This is a genomic window from Lapidilactobacillus wuchangensis, from assembly GCF_003946645.1.
GTDB lineage: Bacteria > Bacillota > Bacilli > Lactobacillales > Lactobacillaceae > Lapidilactobacillus > Lapidilactobacillus wuchangensis.
The window spans coordinates 1-24,370 of sequence record NZ_RHOU01000005.1 but is presented as its reverse complement, the minus strand read 5'-3'; the positions used below and the strand labels follow the sequence as shown (position 1 = coordinate 24,370).

The following is a 24,370-nucleotide window of genomic DNA, read 5'->3' as shown; positions in this document are numbered from 1 at the left end:
GCCCTTGCTTTGTTATCCAATCTTTGCACTAACTTATTTTGAAAAGGAGTTTTATTATGAAAACCAAAGATAAGATCGTTGTTTACGCCGTAATATTAACCAAAGATAATGATGAAAATTATCCCTATACTGTTAGCATTCCCGCTCTTGATGGTTTGACTGAGGGTAAATCTGTTGCTGACGCTTTAGAAATGGCAGAAGATTATATCGGCACTTTTAGTCTAGAAAGCGATTTACCAGCTGATGATGACTCACTTCCGGCTGTTAACACTAATCAATCAGCCAGCTTTGTTAGAGTCAACGTATCAGACTATCAACGGCGCCACGATAACAGTGTGATAAAGAAAACCTTGACCATTCCGAATTACTTAAATGAACTAGGAAATAAGCAAGGTATTAATTTCAGTGCAACTTTAACTGAAGCATTAAAGGAAAAGCTAGGTGTTTAAGCCTAGCTTTTTTATGTATAAAAAACTTCATCCCAATAATGAGATGAAGTTTTACCGTCACTTGCCACGCTCGCTGTTAAAACTAAGGCAATTAGATTTATTTTTTAAAGGAGGTCATCGCATGGCTAAAACGCGTCTTGGAATCGAACCAAGATGTTTGTAAACACCAACTCACGTCTCAACTATCAACAATACAATAATAGTCCCTTACTATAGCCAATTAGGATACAATTTGGACACTTCTACTTACCAGCCTAATTGTTGCCTAACATCTTCAAAGAAATGCTCACGCCGTTTTTTTACTGCCGATAATGAGAGGCTCACTTTGTTGGCCACACCTTGAATTGTTAGTGTTGGGTGCTGCTTAATATACAACTCATGAATGATTGTTTGGGTCGAACTATCGGAACTTTCCAAACATCTTGTTACAATCTTTTTATTTCTTTCTAAGTTCGATAAGCGGCGATCATCTGCAATCGTAATTGCCATTGCTTCAACTGGCTTACCAGGAATATTAGAACGCCCGCCGCCAACATTCCTATCTGATTCCTTCCAAGGATGCATTAGTTCATCCTCGCGGTCTTTCACATAACTATCAATATAAGGATAGTCACGTAAAATACTTACGATATGATTAAATATTACTCGCTCCAAGAGACCACTCCCATGATATAATAAGTTTTGATAAGTTGTTGAGTAGTCCGCCTAGTGCGGGCTTTTTTATGTTATTTACTTAAACAATAACTATATGACCTTAATGTGATGTTTCCGGATTATCTCCAGCCACAAATTCGACAACTGTATAGCAATCGTAATCTGGATCACCTTTATGTTTCACCCATTCATCCATGCGACTTGTGGAAAGAATATTCTCAAGTCCCATAGTATTATTGATTACCATATCGGTATGAAGCTTCATTGTCCGTTTTCCTAGTTTGAACTCTCTATCCATCACTAATGTAGTAGGTAGAACACCACCAAACATAATGAAGTCCCTTTGAGTTAATTTTTTTGTCAAATCGGTCAAGTCTTTCTGTGTCGCACAATGCCAAGCAATTTTTGTCATTTATTTTCCTCCGGTAAATAGAGTTTTACATAATAAGTTAAGAAATTATCGCTATAAGGCATTCTCATCATAATCTCTTCAGACTCGTGTAAAAGATTGCCATCAAGAATACTTCTGGTAATGTCAAAATGACTGATTGGTAGTTCATTGGTGTCATAGCTTGTTAGCTGAAATAGCATATGATATCTCGGACTCTTTGTATAGCGATATTTCAGAATCATTGACCCTTTATTTTTAATTTTATAATAAACAGCAAAATGAATTTCTTTACTTAAAATCTGCCACCAAAAACGATCACATTGCTTTTCCTGATAGGTAAAGAGATTTTCATCTTCATAGGGCGAGGCTGTAATATCTGGTACTCTATCCGTCTTAATCATCAATCGCACTTTCCTTGACCCTATTCTTGATTTGACAATCGTCTAACCAAACATCTGCATTCACTTTTCTAAATCGAGATAATGCTTGATTAATTACTTCTTGCCGATGCTGTGATGGAATTTTAGAAAGATTCGGTAACGGATATAAATTGGCATCATAGCCCATAAAATGTAATTCATCTGGTTCTTTATTGCGCTCATCTAGTAGCCACTCCTCATCAAACATTGAATCGCCACTAAAATTTAAGGTGAAACCACCTTTCCAACTATCATGTAATGTCATTTGTCTACTACCTCCCTAAAATGGTAAATCATCATCAGAAATATCAATCGGTTCAGAACCAGCGGCCCATGGATCGTCTTGCTTTTCAAAAAGATTTCCAGTATCACTTTTTGAGGCTGATTTATTGGCCTGCTCAGATTCATCCCGATAAGGATTTCTGAATTGATTACTTGTAGAATCGGTCGAATTGGCCACATTATTTTGCTGATTTGCTAGTTGATTATTAGCACTACTATTTTTGGGTTCTAATAAACTGAAGTTTTCAACCATCACTTCAGATACATAAATACGATTGCCCTGATTATTCTCATAATTTCTAGTCTGAAACCGGCCATTAATGCCTACTAATGATCCCTTGTGTGTAAATTTGGCAAAGTTCTCCGCCGCCTTACGCCAAAGAACACACTGAATAAAGTCAGCTTCACGCTCACCTTGGGCATTCGTAAATTGACGATTGACGGCCAGTATAAAAGTCGCCACTGCAATGCCACTGACCGTATATTTCAGTTCAATATCTTTAGTCAGTCGTCCAATTAAAACAACACTGTTGATCAATTCCTCATCCCCTAATATGGCAAAAGTAACTCACATAAAACTTGATTCTTTTGAAACCCTGATAAATTATTAGTTGCCTCACGCTCAAACGGTTTGATAACATCCCCATGTTTGGCCAAATAAACCAAAGTCCGCTGCATATCAAAATCATGCATTGGTAATGACTTTCTAACTAGCCGCAAATAGACTTTTTGGTCTTCATTCAAATAAGCCAACTTATCTTTATCTTCCATTTTCATTAATTAATATCTCCTCGCGGTTTTTCTTTTTTCCACATGCGCAAATAAATGTGCCAGCCAGTGTCCTCGTAAAAGACTGACTCAATCTTGGTAATTTCATACTTAGGATATTTTTCGTCAAAATACTGCCATGATTTATCTACCTGTTTGGCCAAACTCTCAATTTTGGAAATTCGGTACTTGTAATCATTTGTTCGCTCAACAGGTCGAACAAGATTTCTGGATGAAGTCCAACGTTTTCTACCTTGTGGGTCTTTTGTTAGATAACGTGTTAATGCTTCCAAACCATCCTTACCAGTTTGAATTCGATCAGCATTTACAAAACCAAGCATTTGGCCACGCTTTGACCAAATCGACTCAACCTCATCCCGATTCAATCCAGCAGACATAATGATGTGATGATGAATTCGTTTGGTGAAACCTTCATCGCTTAACTTATACTCAGTTACTAAAATATATTTCAATGGATCTAAACCAAGCTTTTTTCTTCGGTAGGAAATTCTACGTAAATAGTTGTTTATCTCACGTTCAGCATCTTTGACAGTCTTCGGTAAAAATTCATCTGAATAAGTGCAAGTCACATGCAAATCACCTTCACCAAAATTGCCATTAGCTAACTCAAGCAAATATCTTTTAGAGTTCTTCTCATTCAAAGATTGCTGTTGTGGACGACTAACCTTTTTCTTCTTCGAACGAGTTCCACGCTTGGCTACTTCTTCTGCTGCTGAAGTCCTCGGTATGATATCCACTTCTCTATACGATCCAGTATCAATCTTCTTTTCCCTGTAAAATAACATGATTTCAATTCCTTGCCTTAGTTTCGTGCTAACGTTAATACCCAATACAAGCTCGCATCAGTCGTTACCGGGGCGAAAGAAAAAGCTTGCAGAACAAGCTTTCTATTGACCAAATCCACAACAGGTGTATACTGAATCTTGGAAGAGTTATGGATGGTCGTTGCCTTGGCAACGGCTATTTTTTTGTCATTTTTTTACTTTTCATTAGTTTCTTCGTGATACAATTCGTAATCAGTTTCAATGAATTCTTTGACCTTTTTAGCAAGATCGCTTGTGCCCATAAATAAGAGCTGAATCTTTTGAACTGGATCACTAGGAAAATTGCCATTTTCAAACTTGACTCGTAATTGAAATTTATTCCAAAGTGCCATTTGTAATTCGGGCAAGATCAAACTGACATACTCGCCATTAATTGATAATGATAATTTTTGTTGTGCCTTCATAAATAGTTCCTCCTTACTTATCTAGCGTATTCTTGACGTCTCAATTCTTTTTCTTCATTAGCTAATCCTTCAACTTCATCCCAAGCAGCTAAGACGCCTTTTAAGGCACCACTGTCCGTTTTAATTCGCTGAGTTTTTGCTAAGTTATCAATTGATGCCATGACTGTTTCTAATGTTGCTAAATCCAAGTGCTTCATAATTCACCTAACCAAAATATTTTTTTAAATGGTGCCAATCAATCTTTGCAATTATGTAACCGACTGGGATTGCAATTATTGCTGTAAATAATACGGATACTGTATCAAGAACTAACATTTTCATTCCTCGTATTCTGATTACTCTAATTTCAACGCGTGCAAGCATTTTTTATTTTTTCATTTTTTCGAGTAATCGATCTATTTCTTGACGGTCATATAGAAGCTTGCCGCCAACTCTTGAATGAGATAATCCTGATTCACGTAAGTGCTGTAAGGCTCGAACACCATTCACATATGCGATAGCTGCTTTGGTATCAAGCCAGCGAGCATTCGCATGAAGTAATTCATCACGGAAAATTAACCGTATTTCTTTTAATGCTTCTTCAGTCATGTTTCTCATTTCTTTCAACTATTTTGTTTTTTACCACCAAGTGAGATAATCGCTTTGAAGGAGGTGATAAAAATGAAACTATCCATTACCCAAATGCAATTAATTGAATTTGTAATTAAGCATAACGAAATTGATGCAACACCATGGTATTCTGATGGTAAGAACGAATTCACCGTTAATTTTTTTAGAGAAAATTCGGATAATACGCTGAGTTTCTTTAGTGCCTCGAATAAAGATCACGTAGGTTCAATTAAAACTTTTGGAACTTTACCAATTCTTTTTTATAGTACAATCGAAGAATTACATGATAAATTTGAGTTAGGGACTAATCTTAGCCCTGCAGAAGCTCTTAGTGAATTTATTCGAGTTAATTTCATAAACAATAATGTTGCCTATGGAAACGACCCATTACCAATTTCGGAATATGAATCATACAAGCCAACTCATCTGGCTTTTTCTCTATTTAATGGGAGAAAAACTTTTATTCTTCCTCATTTTGTGAAGGAAGAATACGAGTATCTGGGACTTGTACAAAATTAGACTGATATTTCAAACAATCATAGGCCCATTGCAAGCTTGCATATGCTGCTACATATGTGGGCTTTTTTTTATTAATCAATTCAACAATTTCCATTCCTAGTTCTGAGACTGGAAAATTAAACTCATCATCAATTGATTTATTTGCAACTGGTTCCATAACATAATCTTTAAGAAACATACTCATCCTTTTATCGCTCATCCCTATTCACCACCTTTCTGGTATTTCGCTCTCAATCTATAAGTGAGATACTTATATTAAAGGGGCGATCACAATGAACTTATCCGATACTCAACTAAAACTACTAAATGATGTTAAAGAACATAACATCCCAATCAACAATGATTATTTCAATAACAATGAACAATTACGAAAGCTTTATGACCTAAAATTAATTGACCTAGAAACAGAAATTGAAACATCCAACGGTCAATATGGAACAACTATCAAAAGAATATTTTTAACTGCCGATGGTGAGAATGAATTAGAACTAGAGCAAAAATCCAAGCAAATCGACAAGAAAAATAATTTTTGGTTTCCGTTAAGCTCATCCGTTATTTCTGGAATTATAGGAACCATAGTTGGATTTGCTCTTGGCTGGTTAGCCGCCTACTTGAAGCTAAAATAATAAGGTACAAGTATGACGGCGGCTCCAATTATTCCTCCTACTACTCCGCAAAAAATTGAAATAATAATTGAATGTATTATTCGTTCTTTATTCATCCCTATTCACCACCTTTCCACTATTTTGTTTTCAACCTCCAAGTGAGATAATCAAGCCAAAAGGAGGTGAATAAATTGCAAACATTAGTATTCTTTAGTGATGGATCAAAAATCGAGTTACATGAAAATGAATTGTTGTTTGGTATTAGGCCCAGAAAAAATGACAAGGTACCAGTTGATATGACTGAGCAAGAAGCAACTGCATACCTTTATAATTTTCCCAAAACAACCGGCTATAACGGACCGTTTGAACTTTGGCGTCATGCGGAAGAAGGACTTATCCCCGCGTTTACGGAAATCTTAGCAAATTACTTCTTTTTCTTTACTCATGATGATCCGAAAACAATCTATTCAAGCAATAACGTTGTTCGAATAGAAACTAAATGATTTTCTTCATAGCGTTAGCTTGATTTCTGATTTGTAGCTCGTTTAAAACTGCAATCTCTAAATCACTTTTGCTATGATCAAACCTTTGTTGATGTAATTCTCTGCTTACGTCTGCAAAGGTTTTTTTATTACTTTGTAAATCAATCAAGTAGCAGTCAATTGCTTTATTAATAGTTGCAAGCAATTCATTCATCCCTTTTCACCACCTTTATTAAGTAGCGTTTTTGCGACTTTAGGTTTAAAAAAAATGGAAATTGCTTCATCATCAGTCAAAGGAATTACGCTGACTAATTGCTGAACTTCCCTCACCTTGAAATTGCCACCCTTTTTTAACTTTCTATAAAAAGTGCTTCGGTCAACACCGATTTTTTTTGCAACTATCTCCTGTGATGATCGCTCGTTAATTATTTTCTTCAATTTATCAACGTCAACCAATTCATCATCTCCTTGATTTTGTAGCATTATTGCGACTCAACAAATACAATTTACAACATTCATAATTACTTGTCAATATAAAAATCGCAATATTGCTACTTTTCTTGTTGCATTTTTGCAACTATATTACTATAATTAACTTTGTTGGAGGTGCGTTATCTTATGACCACAGTAGGAGAAAGAATTAAGCAGAGACGCAAAGTACTTCATATTAGTGCAGACCTAATAGCCGATAAATTAGGCGTCTCTCGATCAACAATTTTTCGCTATGAAAATGGCGATATAGATAAAGTTCCAATTTCAGTTATTTCAGAAATAGCAAAAATTCTTCATACCACTCCGCAATTCTTAATGGGTTGGTCAAACAATAATAATTCATCATCAGATATTAATAATCAAGAACTAGAACAATCAAACGTTAAACCATCTGAAATATCTTCCGAAGAATCGGATCACATTCTAATAATTAGGCAATTAGATCAGAATCGTAAGCACAAAGTCTATACTTACGCTCAGAATCAGCTGAAGGAGCAAGATGGTGTAATTAATCTTGTTGATCATATCAATGAAGATAGTAATACATATACTGATGTAACTATCTATGGTGCCGCTAGTGCCGGCGTCGGTGAAGTCTTAATGGATGAGGAGCATAATGTTGTTTCTTATCATGGCCACGTCCCAGCACATGACTATGCTTTATTAGTTAACGGTGATTCAATGGAACCACTTTTTGCTGATCAGCAGATTATTTTTGTAAAGAGTGCTACCGAGGCTTACAGTGGCCAAATTATTATAGGCTACTTGAATGGAAAAGCTTATGTAAAGAAATTTTGGTGTCAAGATAATAAGTGCGAATTAATTTCACTTAATCCAAAATATGAGCCAATTGAAATAACTAAGGATGATGAATTTGAAATTCACGGAATTGTTATTCTCTAAATATTTATGTAAATAAAAAGGCACTGCGGGCACAGTGTCTTTGGGTAGTAATTCAGTACAAAAATATTATAGCAGACTTTGGGTCTGGGTTGGAGGAATAGACAATGGCACCAGAGATATCAACAAGAAACTTTTCAGTGGCCCCTAACGTTCTGACAGAACTCTTAGGAAGTAATCTAACTGAGAACCTTTCAATCGTTTTTGCTGAACAAATTAAAAACGCTAAGGATGCTAAAGCCTCTGAAATCACAATTGATTTATCGCAATTTCCTGAACAGATTACCATTTCAGATGATGGTGAAGGAATTAAACCAGAAGACATTAGTGAAACTTGGTTTAGGGCCGGAACTAATTTTAAAACTAACAATCCTAGTTTACTCGGTGGTAAAGGAATCGGGCGTTTCACTTTATTTGCTCTAGGAAATAGCATCGAAGTACATACCATTTCCACTGGGATAGAAACTCACTTTAAACTACTAAAATCTGAATTAGAAACCGCTACCAGTGTTGAAAATGCCAATATTCATGTCTTAACGTTTAGTAGCAATAAAAAAAACGGTACTATTTTGACAATCAAAGACATACTACCAGAGGTTATCCACATAGATGAGCTAAGAAAAAATCTAACGAATCTTTTATTGGATGATACAAACTTTGAAATTAATATTCTTTCACCTGACTCCGAAAAAGATTCGACTAACCTTATGAGCTTTAGCGAAGCAACGAGGTACGCAACACTTGAGTCAACATTTAACCTAACTTGGGATGAGCAGTCTTTTACCCTGAAACATTTAGCATACGCAAAAATACTAGACGAAAAAGAAACAATGACAGATATTATTGGTTACAATGAAACTCTCTCCAAAATAAAAAATTATATTAAAAAGCAACAAGCTGAGCTACGCAAAATTGGTGATATCACCTTTAAATTATTTAACTTTTATGAGCCGTCCAATCTTCAACTTCAATACGAAAACAGCTCTGTTACACCTAGTAAAATCACCAAGGATTTTTTATCGTACGATGCAGGAATAAATATTTACCGAAATAACTTTAAACTATTTGGTTACGGACTCGAGGATTGGCTAGCACTAGAGAACGCAGCACGAAATAACTCAAAAAAAATATCAAATACCCGATCTGCCGGACAAATCGTCCTTGCAAATAGTTCAAGTCAATATTTAACAGAAAAAACTAATCGTGAGGGCTTACAAACGACTAAAAAATCCTTTGAGGAATTTAAAAATCTTATTAACGAATTTATAGTCCAAGTTAATTTAGAGCGATCACAAGTGAAAGCGAAACTTGAAAAAATTGCTTTGAAACCTAAGACCGTTATGTCCACACAGCCTGACGTCGGTACATCCACAAAAGAAATTGCTCAAAAGACAAGTAAAGAAACCAATGGGCCATCCTTCACTTCTTCAATTAAACCAACAGAAAGTGGTCACACATTGCCTTTCCAGATAAAACTGAGGCGTTCAAAAATTGCGAAACCAATCCCTTGTTTTAAATCAGTTAACCTACTCGACTATATTGACTTAGAAAGGTCACATTCAAGTTCAGGTGAAAGACTGGACTCGAGCGACTTTACTTTTTATGAATCGGAAGGAAATGAGGTGTTAAACGGTCAATTATCTGAACGTGATGTTCCTCAATCAACATGTATTGTTGTTAAATACCCCAAAGGAAATTGGTCTGATACCTTTATACTTCGTTTTGAAAAAAACGGTAAAACTTCAAAATCAGAGCTTTTCCCTTTGAAGAACGGTAAGTACTTTAAACTTCAATCGAATGAAACTAATGACTTCTTTCGGACCATCATGATGCAACTAAACGCCCTATGGGTTTCAAACGACACAAGTTTTAATTATGTAATTAGCGCGGCCATGAGGTCAATTACAGATGTTGAAATTGAAGAAAGACTTCGACCGGAGAATAGTGAAGCAAACAAGTTTCAAAACAAAAGTCTGGGAAGTGGCTTTCAAGCTATTGATAGCCTAATCAGTCAAGTTAGGGGAGATAAAGAACTACAAAATAAAATTTCAAACGAACTGGGCCTAACCAACAGTGATAGGAAAGATAACTTTTTCCGTGCTTTTATCCCAATGAGTGATGGCATAACTTTCGGGGATCAATTAAAAATAGGACATTCTGGCGCACATAATCCAGCATCATTAACAGAGAGTCGTATTAAGGACCTTGCAAAGAATACCATTCTTTTTTTAGAGTTATCGGAGGGTTTCATTAATGTGCTGAAAGGCGAGAGTTCTTCCCCTAAAAGATAAAGTTTACTTTTATCTTCTAACCTGATATCCTGGTCTAAGAGGTGAATCACAATGAACATAATCGATCTGTTTTCGGGAGCCGGCGGGCTTACTGAGGGATTTAGAACAAATGAATTTAACATTCTCAATCACGTTGAGATGGATATTGCAGCAGCAGAAACGCTCAAACTACGCGATGCTTACTATTATCTAAAGAATAATAATAAACTAGACTTATACTGCCAATATTTGACCAAGAAAATTAATCATGATCAACTATTCAGTAACATCCCCTTAGATCAACAAAATAAAACACTGAACCAAGAAATAAACTCTGATACTATTGCAGGTATTTTTTCAACAATTGATGATGAAATTGCTAAAAATAATATCAAAAACATTGATGGTATTATTGGTGGGCCACCATGCCAGGCATATTCAACTGTTGGTAGAGCTCGTAACAAAAGTAAGAAAGATTCGGATGAACGTATCTATTTATATCGCTATTACATTGAATTCTTGAAGAAATATCGCCCTAAATTCTTTATCTTCGAGAACGTTAAGGGCCTATTATCGTTTAAAGATCAGTTTGATGAACCATTACTTCCAAAAATGATTAGTGAATTCAATGAAGCTGGTTATCATCTTGAAAAGCAAATCATTGATTCTTCAAAATACGGTGTACCGCAAAAGCGTGAACGTTTAATTATTTTTGGGACAGACGGGTCTATTGAACCTTCTGAGTTCTTTAAAGAGCTCAACACACTGCATGAAACACCTAATACAGTTGGAGAACTATTCCAGGATCTTCCAGAATTGCATAGTGGACAAGAGGTCAATTCATATAGTAATAGAAAGCCAAGTAAATTTGTCCAAGCTAATATTCGAAAGACTGCTGAAGTTCCCCTAACTCAAAACATTGCTCGTCCTAATCAACCAAATGATTTGGAAATTTATAAGTTAATTGCCGACGCAAAAAATAAGGGTATTAATTTACACTATAATGAATTGGATAAAAAGTACCAGACTCATAAGAATAAGCACTCATTCTTAGACAGATATAAGGCACTAGACAGTAATGCTGTATCACATACACTAGTCGCTCATATTTGCAAAGACGGTCACTATTATATTCATCCTGATGTAAAGCAGAATCGTTCCATTACTGTCCGTGAGGCGGCCAGAATTCAAACTTTTCCTGATAATTTCTACTTTGAAACTTCACGTACCAGTGCTTTTAAACAAATTGGTAACGCTGTGCCACCGTATCTCTCACATAAATTTTCTAAAGCAATTCTAAATCTTTACAAATAAAAAAGACGTATCCCCTCACCGACCAAAGTTTGGGATACGTCAACTGACAAATCAGCATAGCAATACGCTACGCTATTTGTATACATAATTTTAACACAATTTAAGGAGGTGATGCCTGATTTTCTCTAAATTCAGCGCGTGCAAGCAAGAATAAAGGAGAAATATAAAATGAAAATAGAAAGTTATAAAACACAAGATGGAAAATCTCTTTGGAAAGTTAAGGGCTATCTTGGTCTAGATCCACACACAGGTAAACGTATTGACACATCCCTCAATGGCTTTAAAACAAAGACGGCTGCCAAAACCGCGTTTGATGATGCTAAGTACGAGTTAAAACATGGTACTCACAAAAAGAAAGAGTCAGTTGAAAAGCAAGTCCAACGTAAACGCGGTTACACAGTCCAACAAGTGTATGATCTTTGGTGGCCAATATATGTTAGTGACTTGGAAGATAGTACCGCCTTAAAAACTAAGCGAATATTTAGAAATCATATCTTGCCCAAATTTGGCAAAATGTATATCAAAGAAATTGAAATATTAACGTGCCAACAATGGATGAGTAGCTTAGCTAAGAAAATGTCCAGCTATCGCAAAGTAACAGCTTATGCCGAAATGATGTTTAGATTTGCAGTACGGATGAAATTTATGCCTAGCAATCCGTTTGATAGTGTTGAGCCCCCACGTAAGAAGAAAGAATTTATCCCAGTCGTTACTAAAAATTATTATGAACGTACTGAGTTAATTGATTTTATCAAGGCGTTAAACTCAATTACAAACGAGGATACGAGTATCAATCATGATTGGTCAATGGCTAGAGCGTATCTATTTCTTGTTTTAACAACTGGCATGCGTCGTGGTGAGGCTATTGCTATGCGGTGGAAGAATATTGACTTTAAAAATGGCCAAATAATCATCGCTCACGCAGAGAAGCGCGGTGAAGAGGGTGTTTATATTGGCGGCACTAAAAGTAAAGCAGGTAACCGTACAATCGCTCTTGATGAGGTCGCTAAAGTTGCTCTAAATAATTGGCACATTAATCAGGCCAAATGGCTGAACGAGTATGGTCGCCCTGCTATCTCACCCGACACATTAATCTTTACTAACCGTAACCATCCTGATATGCCCCTAAGCGAAAATACGCCTCGTGATTGGATGGTTGACCTATGCGAAGCTAAAGGTATAAGACGTATCACCATTCACGGTTTACGTCACACTAAGGCAACTTTAGCAAGTGAAGCTGGCGCCAATATGGTTGACTTGGCCGCGATCCTTGGTCACGCCGATAGTAACTTCACTGCTAAACAATATGTTCACCCTACTAACGTCGGAATTAACAACGCCGAGGTCATTTATTCCAACATAATTAACCAAGCAATTGAATAGTTTTTGAATAAAATTGACTTTGGCTTGCCACATACGTGCCACATTTGCCACATTTTCTGTATGTATTATTGATATTCCTGCCAAACAAAAATGGCACAAACACTTACTACTGTAAGCATTTGTACCATTCCTGTTATCAATTGTATAAAGCTGTATGGAGGTGAGGGGAATTGAACCCCTGTCCATGCATACTGCCACGCCAACGTCTACATTCATAGTAGTACTATTTAAAATTTAATCGTTGATGCGCGCCGCACCACCTGGCTAACCATCAACAACGAGTCTGATAAGCTCTTCTTAATTATTCGGACCGCGTAATTAAGTGTAGCCTAATTAATTTGAGACCCAGAATCTGAACCTTAGGCAAATTCAGCAGGATCACGCTAGCTGGTTTTTAGGCAGCTACTGCGTAAGAATTTTGTTTGTTTGCAGTTATATAAACTGTAACGTTTTAGCGTAGACGTAACCTACGGAATGCAATTCGCGCACAGATACACATGTCGAATCCAGAACACCCCCAAATTCGGCACTCTAATATTATAACATGAAGCCGCCAAAAATGCAGTGGTTACCCAGCTAGCACAAATAACCTAACAACTATTTTACTCGCCGCAGCGGGATTCGTCGTTGTGCTAATACTAAAGAAGCAGCCGTGACAACCACAGCTAAACACAATTTTAATGGCCGGACATTTTTTGTTTTCGCCATTATCAGCACTACTTAATCAAGCCAAAATGTTGTAATCCGGTCACAATGCCATCTTCCCGATTACTTTTCGTAATAAATTCAGCCTGGGCCTTAGCCTCAGCAATGCCATTGGCCATGACGACTGGATGATCCACATAACTGAGCATTGGCAAATCATTAGGCCCATCACCAAAGGCATAAGTTGGCAACCCAACTAAATTCAAATTAGCCATTAAAGTTTTGATACCATGCATTTTAGAATTACCCTTGCGCACCGTATCAATTGAAAACGGACTATTCCGATAATAAGTCAACTCTGGTAATTGCTCATGATAAAAATGGTCATTGGTTCTTGTTAACAACAGCAACATCAAAATATCATGATGTAAATAAAAATCAGGTACGACTGCCGGAATTGGCGTATGAATCAAATTATACGCATCCGCCAAATCCTGACTATGGGCACTGGCTTTAATTTGATCAGTCGTATAAAAAGCGACTTGATCCCCTAATTTATCAGCCAACGTCACAACTCGTTGAACAATTTCGGTTTCAATCTTGCCTTGATAAAGCGATTGGTGCCGGTGCTCAATATAACTGCCATTCAGCGAAACAAAAGTATCAATTCCCGTGGCTTCACGAGCTGCCACAATTTCTAATGGCGAGCGCCCCGTATTGATCACTGGTAAATAGCCATTCTGACGCAATTGCTTGACTGCTTGACCGACCGCTGGACTAACCACGGAATTTTCATTGAGCAAAGTGCCATCTAAGTCGAAAAAAACAACGCCACGATATTCGGTATTCAAATTAAATCCTCCACTACTTTTTAAAATCATAAAACCACCAGTCAAAAATACAACTACCTGTTCTGGACTGGCGCCATTAACATGCTGCGTTTAAACTATTGCAAATCTGTTTTTGGTAAGTGTTGCTGCACAAAATCAGTCAATGTAGCCTCACTCTGATTAATCGTTAATTTATATTCACGCTGCGTAAAATCAATTAAAACCAATTGACTTGTTTGTTCGCTCAACTTTGTAATGCGAAAATCACGAATTGCTCGCCAATCTTTTAAACCATTCGTACTCAGTGAAAGCAACACATACTTTTGCCCCACCCCCTTGCGAATCAACATCCACGTAATCACGGTGAGTAGAAAAGTTCCTAAAATGATTAATTGAACTACATCTCGCCGTTGCTGGATCGAAATAATTAAAGCAAGCAAGGCCAAACTAAGGATAGCCCCAATGATCAACCGAGTGGCTGACCAATGAGCATGGTAAGTTAATTTGCCCAGGTTGGTAATTAGCGCAACCAAATCAAACAACACAATGACTAACGCCAGCCATAAATAAGTTGGTGACATCAACAACACTCCCCACAAAATCGACACCTGTTTCTAAGTCATTACTTATAGTCTAAAACAAAAAGAGCAGTAACTCAATTAGCTGAGCTAGCTGCCCTTTTTACTCTGAAAATATTTTAAGCTAAACCAGTCAAACGTACCACGTCACGAACAATCATTAATTCTTCATTAGTTGGCACAATCATGATTTTAACTTTGGAATCAGGAGCGGAAATAATTTGTTCAACGGCTTGAACTTCATTAGCCTTCTCATCAAGCTTAGCGCCAATGAAACCTAATTGATCAACGATCATCTTCCGAACTGGAATTGAACCTTCACCCATACCAGCAGTGAACACTAAGGTGTCAACGCCGCCCATTTCAGCAACGTAAGAACCAATGTATTTCACAATCCGATTGACAAAAACTTTAATTGCTAAATCAGACTCTGGACGTTCGTCGCGACTAGCTAACAAGTCACGCATATCAGGTGACAAACCAGAAATGCCTAATAACCCGGATTTCTTATTCAAGATGTCGACCATTTCGTTAGGATCACTAATGTTTAATTTCTCCATTAAGAAAGCAACTAGTGAAGCATCAATATCGCCAGAACGAGTACTCATAGTCACACCAGCTAATGGTGTAAAGCCCATTGAAGTATCAAAAGATTTGCCATCTTTAATGGCAGTCAGTGAAACGCCGCTACCTAAGTGCATCGTAATCATCCGTTGTTGTGCTAAAGGCACACCGAGAATTTCAGCAGCCCGGGCAGAAACGTAACGATGACTAGTCCCATGAGCGCCATATTTACGAGCACCATATTTATGGTAATAATCCAGAGGAATACTATATAAATAGTTTTCTTTAGGCATGGTGGTATGGAAAGATGTATCAAAGACAGCAACTTGTTTAGCATGTGGCAATTTATGTTCAAAAGCAATAATCCCTTTTGCTTCATTAGGGTTGTGCAATGGTGCATAGTCAGCCAATTCTTCAATCTTTTGCAAATTTTCTGGGGTTACTTCGGCAGATTCCTTGAAGAATTCACCACCAGCAACGACCCGATGACCAACGCCCTTGATTTCGCTTAAATCAGAAATAATACCTGAATCTGACAAACGTTTCAACAACATTGCCACTGCAGTTTCTTGATCAGGAATGTCGATTTTATCTTTTGTTTTTTGACCATTAAATTTAACTGAAAAAACTGAACCTGGTAACCCCAAACGGTCAACCATTCCTGAAGCAATTTCTTGTTCAGCTGGCATTTCAAAAAGCTTCCATTTTAAAGTTGAGCTACCTGCGTTTACTGCTAAAATCTTAACCATCTGTCAATCTCCTCTATAAGTTTTCCGTTGCCCAAAGCTGCATTTGCTGAGAAAAACGGCGCATTGCATCAATTTGATTCATATCAGGTACATTAGCAATTAGTACTTCCTTAGCTTGTTTTGCACGGCCACCATGTTTTTGTAACACAATAATCGCCTTATCAGCCGCACCATTTTGAAAAGCTGTGGTCGGTAAGCTTAACGACATTTGTAAGAAAGCATGTTTGGTTAACCAATGCAATAACTCCACGGCACCAGTACTTTCAAATAAATTGGCAGGTACCATGAAGATACCCCAGCCATCATTTGGTAAAGCCTCAATACTTTGCTCTAATAATAAATAATGGGCAAAAGAATGGCCACTTTTGGCGTGGAGCTCAAATTCGGCAGCCCGTGAATCCACTGGATAATAGCCAACTGGTAAATCCGCAATGACTAAATCTGGTTTCTGCTCGGTTAGCCAAGGTGTGATTGCATCCTGATGAACTAAAGTCAAACTATCATCGAGAAAATCTGCCCAAGAAGCAGCTAAAGACAACAATTCATCATTATTGTCCAAACCAGTCAATGTTAATTCCGGATAAGTTTGGCGTAATTGTTGACCAACAGTTAATAACAAACTTCCTGTACCAACAACTGGATCAGTAATCTGTAAAGAGGTGCGTTCACGACCGAGAATAATCGTTGTCACCAAGCTAATGAGAATACCGACTGCACTGGGTGTAGCTTGAAAGTTAGCTTGTGGTTTATCCACTTGTTGCCGCCGAAAAACCAACAATTGTCCTAAAGACAACCGTTGTTCAGCAGTTAGCTTAGTCCACTGGATTTCCCGATATAATTGCTGCAATTTTGTCACTGTTTCATGATTTGGCGCCTCGTTCTCAACATGAACTGTTTTTTGAACTAAATTCGCCAAAGTCTCACTTAAGGCTGTTAGATAATCAGTATTCAACGCTGATTGTAAAAGATTGACAGCTTCATCAATTTGTTGATAAATCCCTTTTATGTCATTTAAATGCGTTGCCATCCAGTCACTCCAATCAATGATGAACCTAGTAGCCATTTTACCGATAAGTGTACGGATATGCAAGCGTCATTCCCAAACTACTCAGCAGTAAAATTCAATGGTCATCATTGATTAAGCGCTTTAATTTAACGTTTTGCTGTTGATAATAATAGATCAAATTTTGATAATCAAAATTTTGGCGGGCGTAGTAATCATTGACAAAATAAATTAACAATAGGCTGAACGTTAGCATTACTAAAGTTAAGATGGTTAAACTACCACGTTTTCGTTTCATCACTCCTCCACCAGTTCTTGCGGGGCCATTAGAAAATAGTGTTGTATTTTGGTGCCATTAGCCATGGACAATGTCATTTTTAAAAGCGGTTCCTGGTAGGAAAATTTCACCGTATTGACGCGATACCACAACAGCATATAGCCCTTATCTTCCAAATTAGTGACAACAACTTCATAAGGCCGTTTGCGAAGTTTCAATTTATACTTCTTATCCGATTTCTGCTGATCAACTAACCAAACCTCTTGTCCATTTTGATCAATTTTTATAACAACCATATCCTGCAAGAATTGTTCTAATTGAATTAAAGCTAATTGCACTTCTACTTGGTCAGATTTCGTCACTTTGGCTTGCATTTTTTGGGCCAACGCCATGTGACAACAGGCCAGCTGTAGTGACAAGCAAACGATAAATAAGGCAAGCGCCGTTTCTAACAGAGTAAAGCCACCTTGCTTATGGCACCATTTGCTTTTGAGCCCATTCCAACTTAAGTTGTTTATTTTCAGCCACCAATGCTTGATATGTTTGTCGATTTTGTTGCATTTGATGTTCATTTGTCAGCACCATTCCTGATAACAATAAGCTAAGTACCAGCATGATATTCAGATTCAGACAAGATTCTAGCAGTAGGAACGCCGGGATTTGACGACTATTTCGCACGTAATCGCCCCCAATAAAATTGTGTCGTCAGCACATATTCTTTAGATTTACCAGTAAAAGTCAGTGTCTTGGGCTTTTTAACTTTTCCGGCATAAATTTGGATTTTCGTGCTACCTTGACTCGTAAATTTCAGACTGTCGGGATAATGCATTTGTTGGTGCCATTTTTCAGCTGTATCAGATACTAAGACTTCTTTTTGACTATCGTGCACAGCAATGGCCACACCGGTTTGATGCGTGAGACTATAATTCATCCCGTTTTCATACAATCTCCTGAATTGTTGCACGGCTAATTTTTCTCTTAGTTGTGTTGCTGGCTGCCAAGTGTGCGCTGTGCCCAAGACAAATAAGCCGCTGCTGATGATCAGTAGCACCAAGCTCATTTCTAATAGCGTGAAGCCAGCACAACGCCGAGCCTTATTTACCAGTAGCAATACTACCGTCACCCTTGATGACTAAGTTAAGTGACTCCGCTTTTTGGCGCTGATCACTGCTGATATAGCCAGACTTTTCTAAAGCCGCCCAACTCGCATTTTCTGTTTCCGAAGTTTGGTACAACGTCGTTTGTGTCTCCATATTTTTAATAAAGGCTTGGTCGATTTGGGCGCTAGCCTTATTTTTTTGCTGGGCAATATTGGGAATCATAATCAGTAATAACAGTGCAATAATTAAAAGCACCAAACTCATTTCAATTAAAGTAAAAGCTTTTCGTTGTTGTTGTCGTTTAAAGTAGGTCAGCTTCATGATTAAAATCCTTTCATAATTTGATAAATCGGCAATAATATTTGTAAATAAGTGCCGCCTAAGAATAATGCGATCAGTATAAATAAAATCGGTTGAACTTGATCTAGTAAGCGTTCAAGACCCTGAATCAATTTTTGATAGTTTTGTCGGGCAATGGTTTGTAACTCAACGGCCTGTATTTCCGCAGTCGCGTGAGCACCTAAAAGTAAATTTAATTCTGCTGGCAACAATGGTTCGGCTTGCAGGATAGCCTTTAAGGATTGACCAGCTAACAATTTTTCTTGTGTTTGCCGGGCCAAACTAGCTTGCAGGGATTGCCCTGGCAAATTGCGCAGTAAGGTTAGCATTTCTGCCAATGGCCGACCACTATTTCGTAAATGACCGAGGTCAGTACAAATGACGTAAGTTAAATAATGCCGCGATAATTGGCCTAAAATTGGCCAACGAATCTGACAACGAAGTCGAGCCAATTTAGGTAAACACGCATAATAAAGCGTCACTAGGAGTATTAACGTCACTAAAATAAGCCCGCCAACGCGCACAATTTGAACAGCAATTGGTGTCACTGCCTGACCGCCATTTAAATCCGTTAATTGTGGTTGTAAAAAGAAGCGCACAAAACCAGTTAGGCCCAGTAACAATATGAATAAAATCATTGGATAAATGAGCAGACCGTGGAGCTGGCGGCGCTGTTTCTGCTGTTCTGCCAATAAATTAGCATTTTCTAGGCAGCAGCGACTTAACGCATCTTGGCCTTCAGCAATTTGTAATTGGGCCATCAAGTTTGGCGATTGAATCAAAGGTTTTAAGGCGGTCGCAAAACTGGCACCAGCTTGTAATTGCTGTTCAACAATTTGAATTTGCTCAGTATTAAATACTTTTAGATCATTGGCAATCAAGACAATTTCATTTTGGGTAAAACCACTGGCCAATAATTGGCCACAAAGCGTTAAAAAGTCGACTAAGGCTGGCGGCTTAAGTAATAATTGGTTAGCCGTATTGGAATTTCTGGAAAGTTTCTGAGCTGATAAGGCCATCTTGTTGTGCCGTTTGCAGATCGGCGCGCCAATTTTGCAAAGATTGTGCTGGCTGCGCGATGGTCGTTGCCAAGGTGGCACCAAATAACAAATCCAAATGAACTGCTAGTTTAATTGGTGATTGCTTGTCAGCAGATTGTTGTTGGCTAGTCAGTGGTAGCAACCGTTGGTAACAGCAAGCAGTTAAACAAGTGCGAAGGGTGGCTTGACTTAGTTGCAATTCATGTAATCGTTGAATCACACCACCACTAGTGCGAGCATGCACTGTGGCTAAAACTAAATGGCCACTTAAAGCCGCCTGAGCCGCCATTTGGGCTGACAACTCATCGCGAATCTCACCAATAATTAACACGTCAGGACGCAAACGTAAGCTGATTTGCAACAGTGACTGATAAGACATCAGCGCTTGCGAGTTGACTTGTAATTGAATAAAATCCGGCGCCACCATTTCTGGTGGGTCTTCAATTGTTAAAATCGTTTGCTCAACCGCCAATTTTTGAGCTAAATAATACATTAAAGTAGTCTTCCCTGAACCAGTTGGCCCCGAAAATAGAATTAAGCCCCGCTGATCCAATAAATGAGTCAACGTGGTAAAACGTTGGCTATTAATAAACTGATACTTAGTAGGAATCTGGGCTAATAAACGGATCACCAAGGTTTCCTGATGACGAAAATCACCAACACTGGCCAAGCGTAAATCAAGTTCCAATTGTTCTGTTCGGTAGTGCCAAGCACCGATTTGCGGTCGTCGTTGCTCACTTAAATCCATTTGCGCCTGATATTTAAAATAATTTAAAATTGCTCGACCCGGGGACAAATCCAATTGGGTCATAAAGTGGCGTTCCTGACCACGACGACCAAATACTAACCAGCCTTGGGCAATGCCTTGAAAAAAGATATCTTGATCGCCACGTCCATGTGCCTGTTGCAACAGTGTGTCCACTTCATCTGCAATCGTCACTTCCTCACCTCCTTAAAGTTAATTACGCGGTCGCGAACAAAATATTTTAATTAAATTGGGGTTTTTAGGCACAAAAAAACGCCTGACCTTTTCAGGACAGACGTTCAGTAATTTTAAATTTAGTCTTCATCATCTGGCAAAACACCAGCGTGATAAACATTTTGCACGTCATCGTTATCTTCAAGTAAATCAATCATCCGCTCGAATTGTTCCACTTTATCTTCGGGAACTGGCGTAGTATTTTGTGGGACCATCGTTAATTCAGCTTCAGCAAACTTGTAGCCCTTTGCTTCTAATGAATCACGAACAGTGGCAAAATCAGTCGGATCAGTGTAGATTTCGTAAACATCATCTGATGTTTGTAAGTCATCAGCACCGGCATCCATCACGTCTTCTAACATTTGATCTTCGTCAGCATCAGTCGTTGAACGATCAATGGCGAAATAACCACGACGATCAAACATGTAGCTAACTGAACCAGTTGCACCTAAACTACCACCATTACGTGTGAAAGCAACTCGCACATCAGAAGCAGTCCGGTTTTTGTTATCAGTCAAACCTTCAACTAAGACAGCCACACCACCTGGTGCATAGCCTTCATAAGTGACTTCGTCGTAACTTTCGCCTTCGCCACCTTGGGCTTTCTTGATTGCCCGCTCAATATTGTCTTTCGGCATATTAGCGGCCCGCGCCTTGTCCATTACCAAGCGTAATGAAGGGTTGTTCGCGGGATCAGGATCACCACCCTTTGCGGCCATGTAAAGTTCCCGAGATAATTTCTGGAAAATCTTTCCACGTTTTGAATCTTGTGCATTCTTACGACCTTGGATATTGTGCCATTTGGAATGTCCTGACATTCGCTTCTCCTTCTTTCATTAACAAACTTGGTAAAACTAGATAAAAACCTTGTCTATCATACCAGAATATCGACCTTGACGCAATAACTTCTAGCGACCAATTGGCCTAAGCATTGAAAATTGACTAATCGCACCAAAACGTTTTACTTGTTGCCGTTGGTGTAAATAAGCAATCAATAAAGCCAACAACAAGCCGGCAAGCGCACCGCAACTATCCAGCATCACATCTTGAATCATCGGTGATCTGCCCGAGGTAAGTAACTGATGAAATTCATCAAGCGCTGCATAACCTGTTGCCGCCAGCCAAGTTAAAGGCAAGCGGAATCCCCAAACTGGAATCACTGACAGTAGGCCCAAATAGCCAAAGCCAGCCAACAAGAAATAACTACCAAAATGAGCCAACTTGCGCAACAAAAATTCAGTCATGCCGGCATAGCCTTGAGCCGCTACACTAATTGTTTTTCCAGCGTACGTAAATTTCATTTGATCTAAGATTCGGTGCCACCAAGGCCAATCGAAATGTTTTAACTCCGGCACAATGGTTTGTTGCTGATAAGTCATGGCGGAACTAATAAATAAAATGAGCATCATAACGACTGCTAAAATTAAAAAAACTTTTTCCCGACGTGTTGGCAAAACATTAAACTCCCCTAGCGCTATCGCCACGACAGCGCTTCAAATTTATGCTAAAATATTGGCGAGTCTCCATCAATCTGAGATTCCTCAACTAGCAGTTAAATCTAGTATACCCAAATCTTATCTTAAAGAAAAAGACTTCTTGAATAATTCTATTGCTATTTTTTATCGTCTCATCCAAATTTAAGTATTGAAAGAGGTTGCCTTATGTTTCCAGAAATCGAAGAAACTTTAAAAAAACATTTTTCAAAGTTCAATGCCACGCCAGAAACAGCGGAACTATATAATGACTTATTGGCTGACTTAAATGAAGCCACTCAAGATCGAATCAAGCAAGGTGAAACTCCTGAGCAAGCGGTGGCCGCATCACTCGCAACTTTAACCGATCTTGATCAAATATTGACCACGATTACGACCCAGCCACATGAAGATCATTTTGATAATAATCAACTTAACCGCCTTTATGATCGGTTCTTCGCCACTAAACTGGTCAACAGCCTCACTTATCCAGTCGACCAATTAAATCAAATTTTTATTGATTATCGCTATGCCAAGATTACTTTGGCGCCTGCGGTTAGCGATAAACTGGTGATCAACGAATACATGAACGCTGACCGCCCAGCCGGCTATGCCACTGGTAAAATCGTGGGCGATAAATTGAAAGTTGAACAACCGCGACGGATTCCTTTAGCAATTTTACGTGAACGAATTGAAATTTTAATTCCCGCCCAATTCACCGGTTTTGTCTACCTCCAGAATAAAAATGGCAACTTACAAATTGACGATTTAATTGGCGCTTATATTCTTGAAACCAGTCTAACTAGTGGCACCATTACTAGCCACAATTTACAACTTAATCAAATCCATTTACAAACAACATCAGGATCGATTCAAGGCGCTTTTTTGCAGGCTGAACAAATTCAATTGATCAGTAATTCTGGCAATCTTAAGTTGACTGAAAGCACTGGCGTTCGTGACAATAGCATGATCAGTGGCAAAGTAAAAAGTGGCCAGATTCATTTTGCGCATTTGCAAGCCGATGAAATTAATGTTGATTGCACTAGCGGTAATGTGGAAAGCGAATTTCTAACCGCTAAACAACTAAATTTGACTGATCACTCTGGCAATGTTCAAGGTCAAGGTTTAGTCGGTAGCGGTAATTTTGAAAGTCGCAGTGGCAATTTGAGTTTATCTTTCAGTCAAATCAATGCTGATTTGGCGGTCACCACTACTAGTGGTTCAGTCATCATTAAGATGCCGACTGATCGTGCCTATCATTTCCAAACCACGAGTAACTCTGGTCGGGTTAACTTACCTTATGGTGCCACGTTCTTAACACCACGGCAGCAGCGACAACAAAGTGGCCAAGTTGGCGAACGGCCGCAAATCACGGTTACTGCCAAAACGACCAGTGGTTCAATCAAGATTTTCTAGCTGCCAAGATAGTTGCTGATAATTTCAATCTGAATTGGTTTTAAGTCTAAGCAGATGAAATAGTGCCAAGTCCTCCTTAATTAGAGTGGTGGTTGCTGGGCGATTTTGTGGGCGTGGAACGCTGTGGCCGTCGATTTGAACCAATTACAAACCAAATTGTTTCAAATTCGAGGCTTATTCTAAGCGATAAATCGCTAAGAATAATTTCACAGCTGACGCCAATCGCCCAGCAACCACCAGATGAAACTAACAGAATTGAGTACCACTACTTAGAAAAACAGATTAAAGTAAACTAATAGGCCTGTTTGACAAGCTTTCTGAATTAAACCAGAAGACTGTCAAGCAGACCTATTTTGGTGCTACTGTTTAATAATTGTGATGACAATTCTAAGTAAGCCGCTCAACTCCACTAAAATTGACTTAAGCACTAAAAAAGTTGAAGTGCACTAAATGAACTCCGGACAGAATGGAGGGCGTGGTTGTCAGCCGCCAAATTTGTCTTATTGCTTTAGCAATTAGACAAAGGCTCGTATTGATGACAATTTGAAAAATTGGCATCAATCGATGCCGGCAGCGTTCCACAACCAGCAAG

34 protein-coding genes and 1 other RNA gene are annotated in these 24,370 nt (G+C 38.4%); 10 read left to right on the top strand and 25 right to left on the bottom strand.

Translation table 11 applies throughout. The annotated features are described in order from the left end of the window. Positions 1-56: 56 nt before the first annotated feature. Complete coding sequence (locus EKM82_RS05450) at positions 57-449, top strand: type II toxin-antitoxin system HicB family antitoxin (protein ID WP_125767306.1); 393 nt, start codon at positions 57-59, stop codon at positions 447-449. A gap of 246 nt (positions 450-695) precedes the next feature. On the opposite strand, the gene EKM82_RS05445 is transcribed toward EKM82_RS05450, so the two are convergent. The 10 genes from EKM82_RS05445 to EKM82_RS05400 form a co-directional block, all read right to left on the bottom strand. Further along, positions 696-1,103 (bottom strand): transcriptional regulator, encoded by a 408-nt coding sequence (locus EKM82_RS05445; protein WP_125767305.1) that lies wholly within the window; start codon positions 1,101-1,103, stop codon positions 696-698. 100 nt (positions 1,104-1,203) lie between these two features. After that, positions 1,204-1,515 carry a hypothetical protein gene (locus tag EKM82_RS05440; RefSeq protein WP_125767304.1) on the bottom strand — a complete coding sequence of 104 codons (312 nt, stop codon included), beginning with the start codon at positions 1,513-1,515 and terminating at the stop codon, positions 1,204-1,206. Continuing rightward, complete coding sequence (locus EKM82_RS05435) at positions 1,512-1,895, bottom strand: hypothetical protein (protein WP_125767303.1); 384 nt, start codon at positions 1,893-1,895, stop codon at positions 1,512-1,514. Before EKM82_RS05435 ends, EKM82_RS05440 begins: the two co-directional genes overlap by 4 nt. Beyond that, positions 1,888-2,178 carry a hypothetical protein gene (locus EKM82_RS05430; protein WP_125767302.1) on the bottom strand — a complete coding sequence of 97 codons (291 nt, stop codon included), beginning with the start codon at positions 2,176-2,178 and terminating at the stop codon, positions 1,888-1,890. The genes EKM82_RS05435 and EKM82_RS05430 overlap by 8 nt, the downstream gene beginning before the upstream one ends. 15 nt (positions 2,179-2,193) lie before the next feature. Then, entirely contained in the window at positions 2,194-2,733 is a 540-nt protein-coding gene (gene ssb, locus EKM82_RS05425) for a single-stranded DNA-binding protein (protein ID WP_125767301.1), read from the bottom strand. A gap of 11 nt (positions 2,734-2,744) precedes the next feature. Continuing rightward, positions 2,745-2,972, bottom strand: a complete 228-nt coding sequence (locus tag EKM82_RS05420) for a hypothetical protein (protein ID WP_125767300.1) — start codon at positions 2,970-2,972, stop codon at positions 2,745-2,747. Then, positions 2,972-3,814 (bottom strand): rolling circle replication-associated protein, encoded by an 843-nt coding sequence (locus EKM82_RS05415; RefSeq protein ID WP_225419668.1) that lies wholly within the window; start codon positions 3,812-3,814, stop codon positions 2,972-2,974. The genes EKM82_RS05420 and EKM82_RS05415 overlap by 1 nt, the downstream gene beginning before the upstream one ends. Before the next feature lie 149 nt (positions 3,815-3,963). Then, on the bottom strand, positions 3,964-4,212 hold the full coding sequence (locus tag EKM82_RS05410; RefSeq protein ID WP_125767298.1) for a hypothetical protein: 249 nt from the start codon (positions 4,210-4,212) through the stop codon (positions 3,964-3,966). 17 nt (positions 4,213-4,229) lie between these two features. Then, complete coding sequence (locus EKM82_RS05405; protein ID WP_125767297.1) at positions 4,230-4,409, bottom strand: hypothetical protein; 180 nt, start codon at positions 4,407-4,409, stop codon at positions 4,230-4,232. A gap of 169 nt (positions 4,410-4,578) precedes the next feature. Then, positions 4,579-4,800 (bottom strand): hypothetical protein, encoded by a 222-nt coding sequence (locus EKM82_RS05400; RefSeq protein ID WP_125767296.1) that lies wholly within the window; start codon positions 4,798-4,800, stop codon positions 4,579-4,581. 72 nt (positions 4,801-4,872) lie between these two features. Here EKM82_RS05400 and EKM82_RS05395 point away from each other — a divergent pair, with 72 nt between their 5' ends. The 3 genes from EKM82_RS05395 (at position 4,873) to EKM82_RS05385 (ending at position 6,448) form a co-directional block, all read left to right on the top strand. After that, on the top strand, positions 4,873-5,340 hold the full coding sequence (locus tag EKM82_RS05395) for a hypothetical protein (RefSeq protein WP_125767295.1): 468 nt from the start codon (positions 4,873-4,875) through the stop codon (positions 5,338-5,340). Positions 5,341-5,612: 272 nt separating this feature from the next. Next, positions 5,613-5,966, top strand: a complete 354-nt coding sequence (locus tag EKM82_RS05390) for a hypothetical protein (protein ID WP_125767294.1) — start codon at positions 5,613-5,615, stop codon at positions 5,964-5,966. 170 nt (positions 5,967-6,136) lie between these two features. Continuing rightward, positions 6,137-6,448: a hypothetical protein gene (locus EKM82_RS05385; protein ID WP_125767293.1), complete on the top strand. Its 312-nt coding sequence runs from the start codon at positions 6,137-6,139 to the stop codon at positions 6,446-6,448. Here the strand turns inward: EKM82_RS05385 and EKM82_RS05380 are convergent. Next, positions 6,441-6,641, bottom strand: a complete 201-nt coding sequence (locus EKM82_RS05380) for a hypothetical protein (RefSeq protein ID WP_125767292.1) — start codon at positions 6,639-6,641, stop codon at positions 6,441-6,443. The genes EKM82_RS05385 and EKM82_RS05380 overlap by 8 nt on opposite strands. Further along, complete coding sequence (locus tag EKM82_RS05375) at positions 6,638-6,910, bottom strand: XRE family transcriptional regulator (RefSeq protein WP_225419667.1); 273 nt, start codon at positions 6,908-6,910, stop codon at positions 6,638-6,640. The genes EKM82_RS05380 and EKM82_RS05375 overlap by 4 nt, the downstream gene beginning before the upstream one ends. 135 nt (positions 6,911-7,045) lie before the next feature. Here EKM82_RS05375 and EKM82_RS05370 point away from each other — a divergent pair, with 135 nt between their 5' ends. The 4 genes from EKM82_RS05370 to EKM82_RS05355 all read left to right on the top strand — a co-directional run bounded on the left by EKM82_RS05370 (position 7,046) and on the right by EKM82_RS05355 (position 12,786). Continuing rightward, positions 7,046-7,822: a helix-turn-helix domain-containing protein gene (locus EKM82_RS05370; protein WP_125767291.1), complete on the top strand. Its 777-nt coding sequence runs from the start codon at positions 7,046-7,048 to the stop codon at positions 7,820-7,822. A 104-nt stretch (positions 7,823-7,926) separates the two neighbouring features. Then, entirely contained in the window at positions 7,927-10,110 is a 2,184-nt protein-coding gene (locus EKM82_RS05365) for an ATP-binding protein (RefSeq protein ID WP_125767290.1), read from the top strand. 51 nt (positions 10,111-10,161) lie between these two features. After that, positions 10,162-11,403 (top strand): DNA cytosine methyltransferase, encoded by a 1,242-nt coding sequence (locus EKM82_RS05360; protein WP_125767289.1) that lies wholly within the window; start codon positions 10,162-10,164, stop codon positions 11,401-11,403. 168 nt (positions 11,404-11,571) lie between these two features. Beyond that, the gene (locus tag EKM82_RS05355; RefSeq protein ID WP_125767288.1) at positions 11,572-12,786 is read left to right on the top strand and encodes a tyrosine-type recombinase/integrase; all 1,215 of its coding nucleotides are present in this window, start codon (positions 11,572-11,574) and stop codon (positions 12,784-12,786) included. A 152-nt stretch (positions 12,787-12,938) separates the two neighbouring features. On the opposite strand, the gene ssrA is transcribed toward EKM82_RS05355, so the two are convergent. From ssrA to EKM82_RS05290, 13 genes are all read right to left on the bottom strand, one after another. Further along, positions 12,939-13,305: a transfer-messenger RNA gene (ssrA, locus tag EKM82_RS05350) on the bottom strand. A gap of 197 nt (positions 13,306-13,502) precedes the next feature. Further along, complete coding sequence (locus tag EKM82_RS05345; protein ID WP_225419666.1) at positions 13,503-14,282, bottom strand: Cof-type HAD-IIB family hydrolase; 780 nt, start codon at positions 14,280-14,282, stop codon at positions 13,503-13,505. A 95-nt stretch (positions 14,283-14,377) separates the two neighbouring features. After that, a complete protein-coding gene (locus EKM82_RS05340; protein WP_125767286.1) occupies positions 14,378-14,842 on the bottom strand; it encodes a hypothetical protein in 465 nt (154 codons plus the stop codon). Between the two features lie 116 nt (positions 14,843-14,958). After that, the gene (locus EKM82_RS05335; RefSeq protein ID WP_125767285.1) at positions 14,959-16,152 is read right to left on the bottom strand and encodes an acetate/propionate family kinase; all 1,194 of its coding nucleotides are present in this window, start codon (positions 16,150-16,152) and stop codon (positions 14,959-14,961) included. A 13-nt stretch (positions 16,153-16,165) separates the two neighbouring features. After that, positions 16,166-17,179, bottom strand: coding sequence for a class I SAM-dependent methyltransferase (locus EKM82_RS05330; protein ID WP_164508125.1), 1,014 nt, complete (start codon positions 17,177-17,179; stop codon positions 16,166-16,168). 94 nt (positions 17,180-17,273) lie between these two features. Then, positions 17,274-17,453, bottom strand: a complete 180-nt coding sequence (locus tag EKM82_RS05325; protein WP_125767283.1) for a hypothetical protein — start codon at positions 17,451-17,453, stop codon at positions 17,274-17,276. Then, entirely contained in the window at positions 17,453-18,004 is a 552-nt protein-coding gene (locus EKM82_RS05320) for a competence type IV pilus minor pilin ComGF (RefSeq protein WP_125767282.1), read from the bottom strand. Before EKM82_RS05320 ends, EKM82_RS05325 begins: the two co-directional genes overlap by 1 nt. Positions 18,005-18,099: 95 nt before the next feature. Then, positions 18,100-18,543, bottom strand: a complete 444-nt coding sequence (locus tag EKM82_RS05315; protein WP_164508124.1) for a type II secretion system protein — start codon at positions 18,541-18,543, stop codon at positions 18,100-18,102. Continuing rightward, positions 18,527-18,853, bottom strand: coding sequence for a competence type IV pilus major pilin ComGC (gene comGC, locus EKM82_RS05310; protein WP_125767280.1), 327 nt, complete (start codon positions 18,851-18,853; stop codon positions 18,527-18,529). Before comGC ends, EKM82_RS05315 begins: the two co-directional genes overlap by 17 nt. A gap of 2 nt (positions 18,854-18,855) precedes the next feature. Further along, a complete protein-coding gene (locus EKM82_RS05305) occupies positions 18,856-19,890 on the bottom strand; it encodes a type II secretion system F family protein (RefSeq protein WP_125767279.1) in 1,035 nt (344 codons plus the stop codon). Further along, positions 19,844-20,851 carry a competence type IV pilus ATPase ComGA gene (gene comGA / locus EKM82_RS05300; protein ID WP_125767278.1) on the bottom strand — a complete coding sequence of 336 codons (1,008 nt, stop codon included), beginning with the start codon at positions 20,849-20,851 and terminating at the stop codon, positions 19,844-19,846. Before comGA ends, EKM82_RS05305 begins: the two co-directional genes overlap by 47 nt. A 119-nt stretch (positions 20,852-20,970) precedes the next feature. Continuing rightward, entirely contained in the window at positions 20,971-21,708 is a 738-nt protein-coding gene (locus EKM82_RS05295) for a YebC/PmpR family DNA-binding transcriptional regulator (RefSeq protein WP_125767277.1), read from the bottom strand. A 90-nt stretch (positions 21,709-21,798) separates the two neighbouring features. Further along, on the bottom strand, positions 21,799-22,344 hold the full coding sequence (locus tag EKM82_RS05290; protein WP_225419665.1) for a VanZ family protein: 546 nt from the start codon (positions 22,342-22,344) through the stop codon (positions 21,799-21,801). A gap of 207 nt (positions 22,345-22,551) precedes the next feature. Here EKM82_RS05290 and EKM82_RS05285 point away from each other — a divergent pair, with 207 nt between their 5' ends. Next, entirely contained in the window at positions 22,552-23,778 is a 1,227-nt protein-coding gene (locus EKM82_RS05285) for a DUF4097 family beta strand repeat-containing protein (RefSeq protein WP_125767276.1), read from the top strand. Positions 23,779-23,870: 92 nt separating this feature from the next. Continuing rightward, positions 23,871-24,074, top strand: coding sequence for a hypothetical protein (locus EKM82_RS05280; RefSeq protein WP_125767275.1), 204 nt, complete (start codon positions 23,871-23,873; stop codon positions 24,072-24,074). The last annotated feature ends 296 nt before the right edge of the window (positions 24,075-24,370 follow it).